At 44.8% G+C, this 14469-nt stretch carries 10 protein-coding genes; 7 read left to right on the top strand and 3 right to left on the bottom strand.

From position 1 onward, the window contains the following. Positions 1 to 38: 38 nt before the first annotated feature. Positions 39 to 812: a sporulation protein gene (locus J2T20_RS09180; protein WP_307587941.1), complete on the bottom strand. Its 774-nt coding sequence runs from the start codon at positions 810 to 812 to the stop codon at positions 39 to 41. Positions 813 to 1096: 284 nt separating this feature from the next. Beyond that, positions 1097 to 1636, bottom strand: coding sequence for a MerR family transcriptional regulator (locus tag J2T20_RS09175; protein WP_307587649.1), 540 nt, complete (start codon positions 1634 to 1636; stop codon positions 1097 to 1099). A gap of 334 nt (positions 1637 to 1970) precedes the next feature. Between J2T20_RS09175 and J2T20_RS09170 the strand changes: the two genes are divergently transcribed. The 7 genes from J2T20_RS09170 (at position 1971) to J2T20_RS09140 (ending at position 12815) form a co-directional block, all read left to right on the top strand. Further along, positions 1971 to 2318 carry a hypothetical protein gene (locus J2T20_RS09170; protein WP_307587647.1) on the top strand — a complete coding sequence of 116 codons (348 nt, stop codon included), beginning with the start codon at positions 1971 to 1973 and terminating at the stop codon, positions 2316 to 2318. A gap of 84 nt (positions 2319 to 2402) precedes the next feature. Then, on the top strand, positions 2403 to 4325 hold the full coding sequence (locus J2T20_RS09165) for a dynamin family protein (protein ID WP_307587645.1): 1923 nt from the start codon (positions 2403 to 2405) through the stop codon (positions 4323 to 4325). After that, positions 4322 to 6118: a dynamin family protein gene (locus J2T20_RS09160; protein ID WP_307587939.1), complete on the top strand. Its 1797-nt coding sequence runs from the start codon at positions 4322 to 4324 to the stop codon at positions 6116 to 6118. The genes J2T20_RS09165 and J2T20_RS09160 overlap by 4 nt, the downstream gene beginning before the upstream one ends. After that, entirely contained in the window at positions 6106 to 9945 is a 3840-nt protein-coding gene (locus J2T20_RS09155; RefSeq protein ID WP_307587643.1) for a right-handed parallel beta-helix repeat-containing protein, read from the top strand. The genes J2T20_RS09160 and J2T20_RS09155 overlap by 13 nt, the downstream gene beginning before the upstream one ends. 87 nt (positions 9946 to 10032) lie before the next feature. Continuing rightward, complete coding sequence (locus tag J2T20_RS09150) at positions 10033 to 10308, top strand: alpha/beta-type small acid-soluble spore protein (protein WP_307587641.1); 276 nt, start codon at positions 10033 to 10035, stop codon at positions 10306 to 10308. A 187-nt stretch (positions 10309 to 10495) separates the two neighbouring features. Further along, on the top strand, positions 10496 to 11371 hold the full coding sequence (locus J2T20_RS09145) for an SMI1/KNR4 family protein (protein ID WP_444939700.1): 876 nt from the start codon (positions 10496 to 10498) through the stop codon (positions 11369 to 11371). A gap of 205 nt (positions 11372 to 11576) precedes the next feature. Further along, entirely contained in the window at positions 11577 to 12815 is a 1239-nt protein-coding gene (locus tag J2T20_RS09140; protein ID WP_307587639.1) for an ATP-binding protein, read from the top strand. Between the two features lie 103 nt (positions 12816 to 12918). Here the strand turns inward: J2T20_RS09140 and J2T20_RS09135 are convergent, their stop codons facing one another. Continuing rightward, entirely contained in the window at positions 12919 to 14328 is a 1410-nt protein-coding gene (locus J2T20_RS09135) for a DUF4832 domain-containing protein (RefSeq protein WP_307587637.1), read from the bottom strand. Between the last annotated feature and the right edge of the window lie 141 nt (positions 14329 to 14469).

The following is a 14469-nucleotide window of genomic DNA, read 5'->3' as shown; positions in this document are numbered from 1 at the left end:
CCTGTGCCGCCATTCTATTTAATAGATTATACCGCGCCTTAGGCGTATCTGCGAATCGTATCAGCCAGCCGATCGGCGATGTGATGTGCTCCGTAAGCAAGGTCGCTGCGGTCAAAACGCAGCTTTACAAAACGTTCATCTGTATCAAGCGCTTCGGCGAATAAGCCGGCGAGTCCGCGTGCCTTACGGTCGACCTGCATCAGCAAGCTGACACCATTCTCATCCGGATAAAAGATGATTTCGAGTTCGTCCAGTTGGCCGCGGAACATGGAAGTAGGGACAAATTCAAATTCCTGGACAAAAGACATCCCGTTTGTTTTGCCGTAATGAGGCGCATGTTCACAGCTTACCTCACGAAGTCTAAATCCAAGCTGATTGACTGCATCAAGAATAATAGCAGAATGCGGATGTGGCATGACTTGAAGACGATCCTCATCCGTTGGATCAATTGCTTCCTTAATATCAAGGCCGGTGTGGATCCACACGGGTGTTCTGCCCATTGTCACCGGGGTAAACGCCGGAATCTGAAAGGAGACAGGGAATTCATAGACTTTGCCCGCTTCTGCGGTGAATTTCTCAGCGAGCAGGAATTTAGCCAAAGTTGCTTCTACATTTGTCTTTGTATCATTATGTTCCTTTACATAATTCGTTCTGACAAAAGCGTAAACATCATCGACTGCCTGATCCACACGGCCAGCTTCGATCCGGACGACACCGCTGAGGATACCCCCTGCGCTCACTGTATCTTGATGAAGCATAAGATCAACCTTAGCGGCACCAATTCCGGCGCTCGCCAGCATACGTTTGAACATGGACAATGTAAATGCTCCTCTCTTTTCGTTAGATACTCATCATACGCATTGATATTATCTGAGGTTTCAGATTAAAGTTATTAGACAAATCAAAGCATTCCAGGTCAGGAATAGATTAGAGCCGCAATGACATCGATATCGCGCTTAAGAAGATTGTCGATCCCCGCCAAAAATTCTCCAGCAATCTCCGAACGTCCTGCTTCTATATTCAAGCTGCTAACATGAGTAGCGGTTACCTTTAACGGTGCCCTTTAATTTTGCTAGCTCCTCTCCCTTTTACCACCTTACATAAATGAGAAAAAAGAGCGCAAAAGACTCCGCTTCCTTGGCGGAACCTGACGCATGGCGACGGCAGACGGGTGGTTCTCTTCATATGACGAGTGTATTTGGGTAGTTGGCTTCTGAATAGTTTCTAAAGATGCAGCTAATTGTGTGATCATTTGGCGTAGGTCCTCGAGTTCTTCGCGCTGCTGGAACAGCTGGATCGAGACTACTTCGTCCGCTTTATGATTAAGTGAGCGTTCGATATGATCGATGCGGGAAGCCATATCTTCTATAGACTTATCATGTGTGTGCAGGGGGAGCTTTTCTTGCGGTAGCTCTGGTGGCTGATTGTAAGTCGAGAGATCAATACAATCCAACGTTTCCCCGTGTTCGATTCGGTCTTTAATATGAATAAGCAGGCCAATTTCCTGCTCCGAGAATATATAGTGGCCAAACCGATCCTTTTTAAAGTAACTAGGAAAAATAGAGATCCAACGTTTGATAGTGGTTGGGCTAACGGACAGCAGTTCAGCGGCATCCTTCGTTTTCAAAATATCCACTTTGATTCCTCCACTTCAGATGTTCTTTTATAAATGATTCGCTGTTATTAAGCACCTCCCTGCACGGGTGACAAAGGAAGTGTGGATTCGATAAACAAAGTGTTATTACGAGCAATCATGCAGTTAGAATAAGGAGAATAAGGAGAATCAGGAAAAACAGACAACTTTCTTAATACTTGCCGAATTAATAATTTTAAAATGATTACTATTGTATATCTATGTCTTATGAACTAGGTGATGTGGATAATTCAGGAAAATATACTAGAAACGATTCTATAATACGAATATAATAAATAGATAGATGCGTATACAATTATGAAAAGGGGTGAATTGCATGGATTCCAACTATTTTAGCCATCACGATCCTATTAATCATTCAGACGTACTGGATAAGGCATTCGGTCATGACTCCAATCAATCACATCATCCAGTATTTGTAGAGGATTACAACCGCAGCGACGGCACACATGTTAAAGCGCATATGCGTTCCCATCCGGATGGCAATCCGTTCAACAATTACACCTATCCGGGTCATATCAACCCATTTACAGGGGAAGTAGCTACTGGAGACCCGCTATCCTATCTCAGCCATCACGATTCATCGTTTCATCATGTTCTGCAGCAGTCCAACCCGCTTGCTCATATTCAAGATTATTCATTGCCTCAGCTTACGTTTGACTGACCTTGGATGGTCCAGGGACCCATTTAACCTTAGGGAGGGTCTCTTTTTTATTTATTTCTCATTAAAGAAGGGATATACGTACAGATGACAGGAATCGATTTATCATCGTATCGCGAACAGCGCAAGCGAATTATGGATGCGATTGGAGAGGTACAGCAAACTGCGAAGGAACTACAGGTTGAATCAACTGAGCGAGTTCTACAAATGACTAGAGAAGGGCTAGCTGATGATTTGTTCAAAATCGTTGTAGTGGGAGAGTTTTCCCGCGGAAAGTCTACCTTTGTTAACGGTCTGCTCGGACGCAGGGTGTTACCTTCTTCGGCCAATCCAACGACGACTGTGCTTAGCAAAATTATTTATGCCGACGAGCCGTATTATCGATTGCATTACCGTGATAGCCGGGCTAGCGCAGAGATTAGCGAGACCAAGTTCAAAACGATTGTCGCACCAGAAGAGCCTGATCCGGATGACCCGTCTTCTGTCAAGGAGCGGGATATTGCGTTGATGGAATTCGGGTCTATTTCACATGTCGAAATTGGCTATCCGGCTTCCATTTGCCAAGGTGGAATTGAGTTGATTGATACGCCCGGTACGAACGATTTGGATGCGGCTCGTGAGGAAATTACATATAAATTTATACCAGAAGCAGATGTTGCTATTTTTGTGTTATCTACACGTCCTCCGCTGTCCGAGACAGAGTTGAGCTTCTTTAAAGACCGTATTCTGAAGGCGGATATTCAAAGAATATTCTTTGTCGTTAACTTTAAGGATCGGCTTACGTCCAGCCAGGCCCAAGAGAAAGTATTAGATCGCATTATCAATCTTCTTTCACCAGTTGTAAAGGACCTTAAGGTGTATCTGATTTCGGCTAAACAAGCGCTTGATGCTCGTCGGGCGGCTTCTGGTGAAGTGGAAGCTAGTGGACTTGTGCCTTTCGAGCAATCGGGGTACGTAGAATTTGAAGCAGCTGTCGGACATTTTCTAAGTGAGGAACGCGGAAAAGTGAAACTGGCCAAGCCGTTAGAGCGGACAATTCGAATAGCAAATGAATTGAAGCAAAACGCTATTCGGCTTCCTATGTCAACTCTGGGAAAACATCTATCGGAGTTGGAAGAGCAAGCAGCTATTGTACAGAATGAACTGAATCGTGTCAGTCGCGTCGCTGGGGATACAATCCATAGGCTCCGTATAGCATTAAGCAGCGGTGGCTTGGACATCAGATCACAATGGGAGTCCGGCTTGCATCAAGTTGCGACCACAGCTGTTCAAACCGTCACCAATTATACGGGTCCACTGCAAAATGAAGAAATAGCCAGCGCCATTGAAGCTGTGGTAGCGCCTATGCAGACGGCTCTGCAGGAAAGTATCCGTGCGGCCCAAACAGCGATTCTGGAGGAGGAGATCGGGCGCGTAAACCGTCGGCTTGAACAAGAGTGGGAAGCGATTGAGCAGAAGATTCTTCAAACGTTTATTCCGGAGACCGTTAAGGCTGACGGGGAAAGCGTGTATAATGAGTCGCTTTACAACCAAGACGAGGTGTTCGTGAAGACCGGGATTGGTTCGTTGGGAATGTTGGGAGCCATTATCGGCTTGCATGTGGCATTGCCGCTTGCTCTTCCGGCACTGTTTTTTGGAGGCAGCTTTATTTATTCGTACTTCGACAATCAAGTACGAGGAAAGGCGTTGGCCAAGGTCCGAGTACAGGTGGAGCGCCGATATCGAGATGTTATTCCAGGGTTGTGTGCAGATTTTGAAAGTCAATGGAAACAAATGACCGACGAAACCGTTACGCATTTTGGAGAGGAAGTCAATCGTAAGCTCAGCTTTATTGCGGATCAAATGCAACGTGCAGTAGCGGACCGTAATCATGAGGCGGGTAACGTGGAACAGCGTAAAGCTTATTTTCTAAAGCTTGAAGATCATTTAAATAGTGTTATAAGTTGTCTGGAAGAGTTGTCAGGAGAGCTTGGTAACGGAAGGGAGGGACATTCACAGTGGACGAAATGATAGAGGACCATATAACAATGCAAGGGTATGAAGCAAGTAAAACGACATTGCTTGAATCCATGCGCAGAATACAACAAGTCGTGGGCGGGGTGCTGCCCGACTCTGTTTTTTTGAGAGAACTTGAAGCGCTTCAGGAGACCGTAGAAGAGGATCTGTGCACGGTTGTGGTTCTCGGGGAGTTCAAAAGAGGGAAGTCCACATTTATCAATGGACTGCTTGGAGAAGCGCTATTGCCAGTCGATGTAACACCTACAACAGCAACGATTAACGCGGTCCTTTACGGTGAGCAGAGAAACCTAACGGTCCATTGGGACGATGGTACGGCAGAGCAACGTGAGCTCAATAAGGAAAGTATAGACGCCTTCTCTGTAGAGGGTACCGAAAGTCTTAAGGGCGTTCGCTACTTAAGATTGACGATGCCAGTTAAAATGCTTGAGCCGAATGTCATTCTTGTCGATACGCCTGGAGTGAACGACCTGAATAAGCAGAGATCGGAGGTTACGTATCGGTTCATTCCACGCGCAGATGTTGTCATCTTCATGCTGGATGCAACGTCCCCTGTTACACGTTCCGAAAAGGAGTTTCTGTCAGAAACATTCTTATCTGAGGGGCTTGAGCGCATTCTGTTTATTGCTAATTTTATCGACCAGATTGAGGAAGAGCAGTCTGTTTACTTAGACAGCCTTGGCAATCGACTTGCGGCTGCATTGGGTGGCCGGAAGCAGACGGTTCTCCCTTACTGTGGGACGATGGCCTTAGAGGGTAGACAATCTAACGATGTCGATCAGCTTGAAGCATCAGGATACCCTGCAATTATTGAATCCATTCAAAAGCTTATTCAGCACGGTTCACAGGGTGAGGTGAAGCTGGAACGGTTCCGCTCCCGCATGCAAAGCCTTGTCACTTCGATTGGCCGAGAGATCGAAGGCCGTCACAAGCTGTTGAGTGCATCAGGCGAGGAACTTGACCGGAAGCTGGAGGGCATGGAGATCCTGATGGAACGGCATGGGGCTATTCGTGCACAAATGGACATCTATACGAAGGATCGTGAAACGGAGATGCTGGCAATCCTTCGAAAATCACTTCTATATTTTGAGCAGCATATAAAGGAAGATATGGAATTTGCGGTTATTCAGTTTTCGGGGACACAGCTTAAGGAATTTGTCGAGACACATATCACGATGCAGATTAAGCGGCGCTTCAAGCAGTGGATTGAGCAGCATTCGCCTGCAATGATAAAGATGCTACAAATGCTGGAGAATCAACTCGTAACCGCCTTGGCTAAGGAGTTCAATACAGCGCTTCACCCGCTGTGGACTAAGAGCAACCTGGAAGATTTGAATAGTTCCGACAGCGAAATAACGTTAACCGGTGCAGACCTGAGTAATACGCCAATAATGGCAGGGCTTATCGCCGGCGGGGCTGGAATGCTTGCCATGCTACTTGGTGGGCCACTGTTTCTTCCCATTGTCGGCATGGCTGGATTCCCATTTATACAAAAACATATGATGCAAGATCAGTTAAAAAAGGCGAAAGAGAAGCTGCTGCCTGAGCTTGCTGCCGCTCTTGATCAAGTGATGGAACAGTTTGGAATTCAGGTGGAGCAATGGCTCCTGACAAATATCAAGTTGGTTCGCGATTCGGCAGAGAACCGCTATGTGGAGATCGTACGAGTGCATAAAATACGACTGGAGTCGGATATATCCGGCATGAAGCATTCTTTGGAAGAGAAACAGCGGGAAAAGCAGCGGTTGTTGCAGGTGGGGGAGGAAATTAGCCTATGGCATATCTAAATTCAGAAAAACTCATTGCCATTATAGCGGCCTCAATAATTGTTATTGGATTCTGTGCTGTAGTGCTCCGTAGAAGATCGAAGCGCAAGGTGGGGAAAGTCGCCAAGGATACGGTTGAGACTGTACAAGGCGTAAATTTTAAGCCAATCGTGAAAAAATCAAAGGAAGAACTGGCGAGTCGCTTGCCGCAACGGCAGCCAAAGCTACCCGATTATGCTTTTAAACTTCCGGCAGATTTCCTTGTACAAAAGGTAGCAGAGCGAATGGTACTCATGCTGGAGCCCTACGAGGAACTTAAAGAGTATAGGGATAGCCTGCAGCAACTTGCTGACGATGCAGCTAAGCCACTTCTTCTCGCGGTTATGGGTCTGTTTAAATCTGGGAAATCAAGCTTTATTAATGAGTTGATTGGTATGAAGGATTTCCTCAGAACGGATGATGTTCCTGCAACTGCCGTAGTGACGATGCTGAGTTATGGAGAAACGAGGGAAGTTATTGCTCATCTGTTGGATGGAACTACCCAGATGTACCCTTATGAGAAGTTGCACTCCTTATCGGCAGAAGGTGATGAGGACATCAGGAAATTAAGAGACTCCATTGATTATATAGAGGTCCGTATTCCTGTCGCTCTGTTGAGGAAGGTTACCATTGTAGATACACCTGGTCTAAATTCGAATAATGAACATCATACAAGGGCAACTGAACGATTCGCTAATCGCGCGGATCAGGTGCTGTGGTTGTTCTCCTACGGACAAGCAGGGTCAAGACTCGAGATGTCGAAGCTTGGCCAAATGGCTAACGAGTGGAGGCCAATTGGTGTAGTTAATTGCATTGATGAGCATGATCCGGAGGAAGGGCAACTAGATACTTTCCTTAGACAGGTCCAGAGACGACTGGGTAACAGCGTATGCAGGCTCGAAGCCGTATCAACGCTTCAAGCGACTGAGGGGAGATTAAGCGGAGATACGAATTTGTTCAATCGAAGCGGATGGTTGCAGCTTGAGAAGGCGCTGCAGGAGGAGCTGTATGATAAAGCAGCTATGAAGAAGGGTGTGCGACTGTTGTCACGTCTGCGCGATGTGATCACCAAGCTGCAAAACAACGTAATTGAACAAAATGGTAAGTATGAACAAGCGTTTATGCTTATTAATGACAAGAAAAAATCAATACAGACGTTGGCAGACAATCGTAAAAAGGTGCAACAATTGCTGAATAGCTTCAGCGGCTTAGATGTAGATTCGGCACTTCACAATTTACAGTCGTATTATCCACTTCCAGGGCTTGTGAGCGATTATATGAAGTTAAATAAGCAGATGGATATGATGATTGGCGTGCTTGATGAGTTGGAAAAAGAACATGATGACATAAAGCGCAGCTTTAGTCATAATGATCAGCGTATTAATCATCATAATATAGCCCATAGGCAACTTGAGGAAGAGTTTAATGTATACAATAAATCCGGCATGTTCGGTGGTCGACCGCTGCTCGATTGGGAGGGTAATCTCAAGGTACTTAATGCCCGCTTAGCTCAAATGGAAATTACAGCCGATGAGCTCAATGCTCGCAATAAAGAGTTAATCTCCAAACAGAATCTTTTCTTAGTAAGATTGAAGCGTAACGAGCAGGAAGGCTTTGAACTGTCACAACTTATCTTAAGCAAGCTGGAGGAGAGCTTAGTTGAGTTTGACAGGCTGCTTAATAATCAAGAGGAGACGCAGGCGGAAGCTGCCCTTTTGCAGAAACAGTTGTACTGGACAACCGGAGCAAAAATGATGACCAGCAGTATGATTGGTTGGGAACTAGGAGCGTTTGGAGCGGCTTTCAATCGTGCGATTACACACGTGAGTGACGGAGTCATACCTGCAACATTAGAGAATGCGCTCTCGTATTTGCAGCAGCTAGAACAACAGATGTTGAGTGATATAAACGTTCCTGAGATTTCATCGTCAGCCCAGGTGGCTGAGCCAGCTCTGTCTGCTAATATGGATTTGGTTGCTGCTATTGCCGAGGCGGAGGAGCATTCTGAACTGCGATTGGAGGGTGCTAGTTATCTATTGAGTGAGACGCTCGTATTAGACAAAACCCTACGTTTGCGCGGAGCAGATAATGGATCTACAGTCATTGCCGGTAGGCTGGATTCGTTGTTAAGATTGACAGCTATGAAAGAGCTGCATGTAGAGGGTATTCGGTTTGAACTGTTCGGAACGGTAGGGAATATTGCTGTCATCGAGAGTGGTCGTGTTTCGTTCATGCGCTGCGAATTTACGGATGTCAGTGCCCCGCAAGAGCCCTTGGATTCCGATTCGTCAGGAGCAGCTTTACTTTTGAAGGGCAATTCGTCAGGAGTAGTCGATAGTTGCCAATTTATTAATAATGCTGTCGGCATCGCAGCGGTTGATTCCAGCAAGCTTGAAATTCGATGCAGCTTGTTCCGCAATCAGGGGCTGTCAGGCATTATAGCTACTGATCATGCCGCTGTTAAGCTGTATGATAGTGAGCTTACACATAACATTATGGGGATATATATGGATGATAACTCCATAGGTGATTTTCAGAATAACCGAATCTGGTTTAATAATAATGGGTTGATTGGTGCCGGAGAATCAGAGTTAACTATTGAAAATAACGAAATAGTGCGCAATGAGCAGACGGGCATCCGCGGCCAAGACAAAGCTTTTCTTACGGTTGTAGGTAACCTTTGTCAGGCAAATGTTGACGGAATACATATAATGGAGTCGTCAGGAGGATATTTTGCAGCTAATCACTGCAATCGTAATCTCTCGAAGGGTATTAGCTATGAGACGAAAAGCAAACTTGTGTTGGAGCGTAACACCTGTACTCTGAATGGGGAAGCTGGTATTGCCCAGTATGCAGCCGGGGAGGCAGAAGTTACATCTAATGAATGCAGTGGCAATTTGATGCATGGTATTTATGTGGAAGGTTCCAATTCGATAGCTTTGGAAAGCAATATCTGCAACAACAATTATGATACGGGTATATCTTTGCAAGGAACCGTCAATGGAACACTACGTTCAAATACTTGTCAGAGTAATCCTTTTGGTATATTCGTGAAGGAACAGGCTCAAGCTGCTCTCATTAATAATAGTTGCAGCCATAATGAATACGGCGGTATTTATGCAGGGGGTCAATCCAAAATAACGGCTACAGGCTGTGAATGCAATTCAAACAAGACCGGGATTGCAGTAAGTAATGATGCTAATGGATCGATTGCGCAATGCACAACAGTCAGCAATCAATTCGCTGGTATTGCATTTGGAGAGCGGGCAACTGGAAAAGCTGAATTCAATTTCTGTAATAATAATGGCGAAGCTGGACTAACTGCCATTGAACAGACTCGTGTTGAACTCCACTCGAATAATAGTAAGGAGAACAAACTGTTCGGTATTCTATATAGTGATGATGCGAAGGGCATTATTACTGAGAATCAGTGCAGTTTCAATGAGTTTGGAGTTGTCATTATGGGAAAGTCGACCCCTATAGTGAAGCAAAATCAATGTTTCAACAATGAACAACATGGAATCGTCTACGAGGGTAGAGCATTAGGTTCTGCGTCTAGTAACAATTGCTATAACAACGGTATGAACGGTATTTACGTAAGTGGAGAGAGTACACCGGTGCTTGAGAAAAATAGCGCCAGCGGCAATAGTAACAGCGGCATAGCTGTCGATGCGAATTCAAATCCGACCATTAGCTTTAATATTCTGAACAAAAATAGGGGATATGGTATTCAAATTGATGACTCAGCGACACCCAAACTACGAGGAAACACTTATCAGGGCAACCAGTGTGGAGAAGTTTCAAAATAAACAGAACCATCGTTTATATCCGCCATTGGATGAGAACCAGTGATTTCGGGTAAGTTAGGGGGAAAAACATCAAGGGAGTGCATCAGGATGGCTAGAAGAAGGAAATATGCGGTGTCAGGGGTGGAGCGTGAAATGCAGACATTTAAAGCTGATGTAATGAAGCGCGAAGGGTATACAGTTGATCCGAACCGCCCGGATGATGTGAAATATGAAGTGGCTAAGGAGCTTGGTGTCCCTCTGCAGCCAGGTGAAAATGGGGGCCTGACTACGGAAGAGGTAGGTCATATAGGCGGTAAAATTGGCGGGTCCATGGTTCGGGAAATGGTTCGTCTCGCCCAAGAGCAGCTAGCGAAAAAGGAGTAACCCTAAAACATCTAAGACCAATTCGGGGCTCAGATCTAGCTTTTACTGAGATATCTAACACCTATACGGGGTCTTTCGCACAGTTTGTGCGGGAGTCCCTGTTTTTTGATTCCAGCTTGTTGGAGAGGGACAAGCGGGAATGGTATACTTTATATTAGGTATTGATACCGATTGGGAGGCCGAAATGATGAGAGATGATCTTTTAGAACAACTGGATTTATGGCATGAAGATGATGAATTCCAAGACATAGTAGATGCAATTATGGAGATTCCTCCGGCTGACAGAGATTATGTATTGACTAGTCATTTAGGCAGAGCGCTGAATAATCTGGGAAGCTACGAAGAAGGACTTCAACAATTTAAGACCATTGCAGAAGAGGGCAAGGAAGATCCGCTCTGGCATTACCGCATCGGGGTTTCCTATTATTATCTGGAGCAATATGATGAAGCCCTAAAAGAATTTAAAATGGCCGATAAAATGGAACCCGATGACGAGGATACATTGGAGTTCATAGATTGGTGCCGGCGTGAAAAAGCTAAGAAACCAGCAAAAGCAGTAAAACCTGCAAAAGAAGCCGTCGATACTTCAAACTTTTGGGATGATAGTGAATATGCATTAGATCATTATATCTCTGAGTCGCCGACGGATGAGCTGATTGCTTCAGTGGAAGAGGAACTCGTCTTCAAGTTACCCGCTTTCTACATTGAGATGATGAAGTTACATAATGGGGGTATACCTCATAATAAGTATTACCCTACAAAGGAATCCGGGGTCAATGATTCTATTGTTATTTCAGGTATTCTGGGCATTGGGCGGGACAAGAGTCTTTCTTTATGCGGAGATCTAGGCAGCCGGTCTAGAATTGAAAATGGGGGTTATCCTGAAATTGGCGTAGTGATTTGTGATTGTCCTTCAGATCATGAGGTAGTGATGCTGGATTACCGTTCATCTGGGAATGACGGCGAACCGGAGGTTATTCATGTAGATCAAGCTAATCATTACAAGATTACTACGTTGGCCAATAACTTTGAGAGCTTTATTCGCGGACTGGTGAATGACTGAGACTCATGATACCAAGGAATAGGAGGATTCCAACCATGCAAATGGCTCTGGGACCCCTTTTTTTTCGTCTAAAAGAACTCGGATATAGATAGTTTGCAGGTTTATCTTTACTTATATAATTAAAGTAGCGTAATCTTCTATAATAAGCTTTAAAAATATGGTATATATTCTTTTTCTGTAACAGACGCCGAAAGGAAAGTGTCTCTTGTTTGAAACATTACTTTTGAATTTCTTGTTTATGTTGTTTCCAGTATTAATCGTTCTGATTTTCTTTGAAAATAGGCCACTTTCCTATAATGGCAAGATTCTTGTTTTACTATCCGCAGTGACGATGATCCTTTGTATTGCCAAACCTATAAAACTTGAAATAGGATTTATTTTTGATTTAAGATACATCCCGTTTATTATCGTGGCTCTTTATGGAGGTTACAAGAATGTACTCCCGTTATATTTGATATTAAATATTTACCGGTTCTATTTAGGCGGGGGCGGAGCGGGCCAATCCTTTTTATTTTCAACAGCTGTAGTGATCTTAGTACCCTTACTTAGTAAAAAGTTTATAAAATTAAATTCCAGAAATCGAATTGTATGCGCAACCACCGTTTCTTTTCTTACCATGGGATCTTACCTGATTATACTGAGTATTATTATGGGGACATTAGACAGACAATTCTGGATACTCACCTTTAATGTATTAACGACTTGTGTCGGGGTGATGAGTATCATAATGATTTTTATAGAGCAGATCATTGCCAATATTAAAAATCGCGACCGAATTCTACAATCGGAAAGATTAAATGTGGTCAGTGAGTTAGCAGCTAGTGTCTCACACGAAATAAGAAATCCACTCACGGTAACCAGCGGGTTTCTACAGCTATTAAATAAATCCAAGACGTTAACACCTGAGGAAAAAGGATATGTGGAATTATCTTTACTAGAACTTAACCGCGCGGAGAAAATTGTAAGCGATTATCTCTCATTTGCCAAGCCGCAGTCCGAAAACATGGTTTATTCCAACATTAGAGAAGAGTCAGAGTACACCAAAAATATCATTATGCCTTATGCCTCTATTCATAATGTGGAGGTGCAATATAGTTTCAACAATACGTTGAATAAGGACTATGACAGGAACCAAATTCAGCAATGTCTAATTAATTTATATAAAAACGGTATTGAGGCGATGAGAGAAAAGGGCGGCGGTACTCTTTTTATCGATATAACGGAGAGTAAGCAAAATATTATCATCAGCATCCAAGACACCGGCATTGGAATGACAAGGGAAGAAATATCACGTCTAGGTAAGCCCTATTATTCTACAAAAGAAGAAGGAACGGGCCTTGGTATGCTCATGGCCTACAGTGCAATCAATAAAGTCAAAGGGAATATCGAAGTCGATAGTGAAAAAGGGAAGGGTACAACATTCCTCATCACAATCCCTACTTAATCATCCTATTATGTTCAGACGAAAGGGCACCCGGAGGGGTGCCCTTATTTGCGTCCTATAGATACTAGCCTGAACCTATAGAGGTTGAATTTACGGTAAGTTTTCAGTTTCCACCCGAGACCGTTAGTTTCCCCAGCGAAAAACGTCCATCCGGTTGACGGCCATTGATGGCGAAATCTACGCCCGGCTTTCCAGTAATTGGATCGAGAATGGCGGCTTGTAAGGTGTACTGGCCGGGTGTCAGTCGTTTGGGCAGCTTCAGAAAGACGGTGGCGGGGGTAGTTCCGGGCAGCCACTTACGGATGTCTGTCGAGCTGCTTACAGAAGCCAGAGTATTCCCCTGTGTATCAGCCAATGATATTTCAAGAGGCCATTTGAAATAGAAGGGCGCCGTGCCGCGGTTGGCGATAAGCAGTCTAACATGCACCGTCCCTCCGGGTATGATCTCCTTTTCGTATACCGCCTTCTGTATGACAAAGCGGTAGCCGATTGTCCGCAGAAAACGATCTATATTGGCTTGAAGCATCCCTCCTTGCTCTTCATTCCATGGAGCAGAGGGGCCTAGCCAGGAAACATGGGTAAGTTTAGCCTGCAAAATCGATTCATCAATGGTTGAATCCTGGAGATAGGCTTTGGGATCCGAAAATTCCCCTCCGCTGGGTGAGGTCGTCCAGAAATTGCGCATTGCCGGCTCCTCGTCCTGCGTCAGCCACGAAGTATATCCGTTGGTGAACCAGCTTAAAAAACCGTCAATCGTGGCATTATGTTTGCCGAAGGCATCGTTATATAATCCCATTCCGTAACGCGAAGCAGCTAGGGTCGGGCGGCGCATTAGCATCTGTTTTCCGGTAAAGGAACGTACATAATGCTCGACGTACTGATCAGTGATACTTCGAGATGGAAAAGGGATATAACCGGGTCCGGAATCCATCGTATGCCATTCTCCCCAATGGCCGATACTTCCGAGCTGGATGAATGCAACAAAGGGATCGCTGTTGTAATGCTCGGCCAGCGCGGCAATCAATTTCTTATGGGATGCAATCAGCACTGTATTGGAATAGTCGGGGCTGAAACCCTTGCCATAAGTCAGATCGTACCCGATGCCCGTTTTGTTGATTTTCTCGTACAGCCAGTCCGGAATATCCATATGGCTTTCTTCCCCAGGGTAATCCAGCACAACTCGAAGCACGATACGGGCGCCTTGGTCTTTCCAATGATTGAAATGGAATTTTTCTTCCAAACCGGCGAAATCGTAGCTGCCCTCCTCAGGTTCCAAATCTCTCCAAGTTAAATTGGCATGAACGAGAGAGATTTTTTGCTTGACCCTTTGGGGGTCACGAGCATCAGCTACAAAACCGATATATGGATTATAAAGCACCGCTTGCGTTTCGGTGGGGTAGCTTACGGCCATGGCAGGTGCAGCTTTTCCTACTGAACCCGATCCCCCGCAGAAAAGGAGCACGGCACATATCTGTATTAATTTGGCGGTCAACCCCTGTGTTTTTTTTAGCATAGCAGTCTACCTTTCTCTTGCTTTTTTGACTTTTTCCGCTACTTTTCATCTGGTTCAAAAGTCCTTAGTCCTGTATAATGATAGACCGTAGGGCTCTTAAGACTATTAAAACATACCCAGACCTATGTGCTATTGAGTTAC

Source organism: Paenibacillus wynnii (genome assembly GCF_030812855.1).
Lineage (GTDB): Bacteria > Bacillota > Bacilli > Paenibacillales > Paenibacillaceae > Paenibacillus_AQ > Paenibacillus_AQ wynnii_A.
Note: the sequence above shows the minus strand (reverse complement) of the source record. Positions and strands in the feature narration are given on the sequence as shown.

What these genes read in the sequence shown, in the direction of transcription:
- J2T20_RS09180 (WP_307587941.1), bottom strand. Translation starts at nt 812, where the DNA reads ATGTTCAAACGTATGCTGGCGAGCGCCGGAATTGGTGCCGCTAAGGTT.
- J2T20_RS09170 (WP_307587647.1), top strand. Translation starts at nt 1,971, where the DNA reads ATGGATTCCAACTATTTTAGCCATCACGATCCTATTAATCATTCAGAC.
- J2T20_RS09165 (WP_307587645.1), top strand. Translation starts at nt 2,403, where the DNA reads ATGACAGGAATCGATTTATCATCGTATCGCGAACAGCGCAAGCGAATT.
- J2T20_RS09160 (WP_307587939.1), top strand. Translation starts at nt 4,322, where the DNA reads ATGATAGAGGACCATATAACAATGCAAGGGTATGAAGCAAGTAAAACG.
- J2T20_RS09155 (WP_307587643.1), top strand. Translation starts at nt 6,106, where the DNA reads ATGGCATATCTAAATTCAGAAAAACTCATTGCCATTATAGCGGCCTCA.
- J2T20_RS09150 (WP_307587641.1), top strand. Translation starts at nt 10,033, where the DNA reads ATGGCTAGAAGAAGGAAATATGCGGTGTCAGGGGTGGAGCGTGAAATG.
- J2T20_RS09145 (WP_444939700.1), top strand. Translation starts at nt 10,496, where the DNA reads ATGAGAGATGATCTTTTAGAACAACTGGATTTATGGCATGAAGATGAT.
- J2T20_RS09135 (WP_307587637.1), bottom strand. Translation starts at nt 14,328, where the DNA reads ATGCTAAAAAAAACACAGGGGTTGACCGCCAAATTAATACAGATATGT.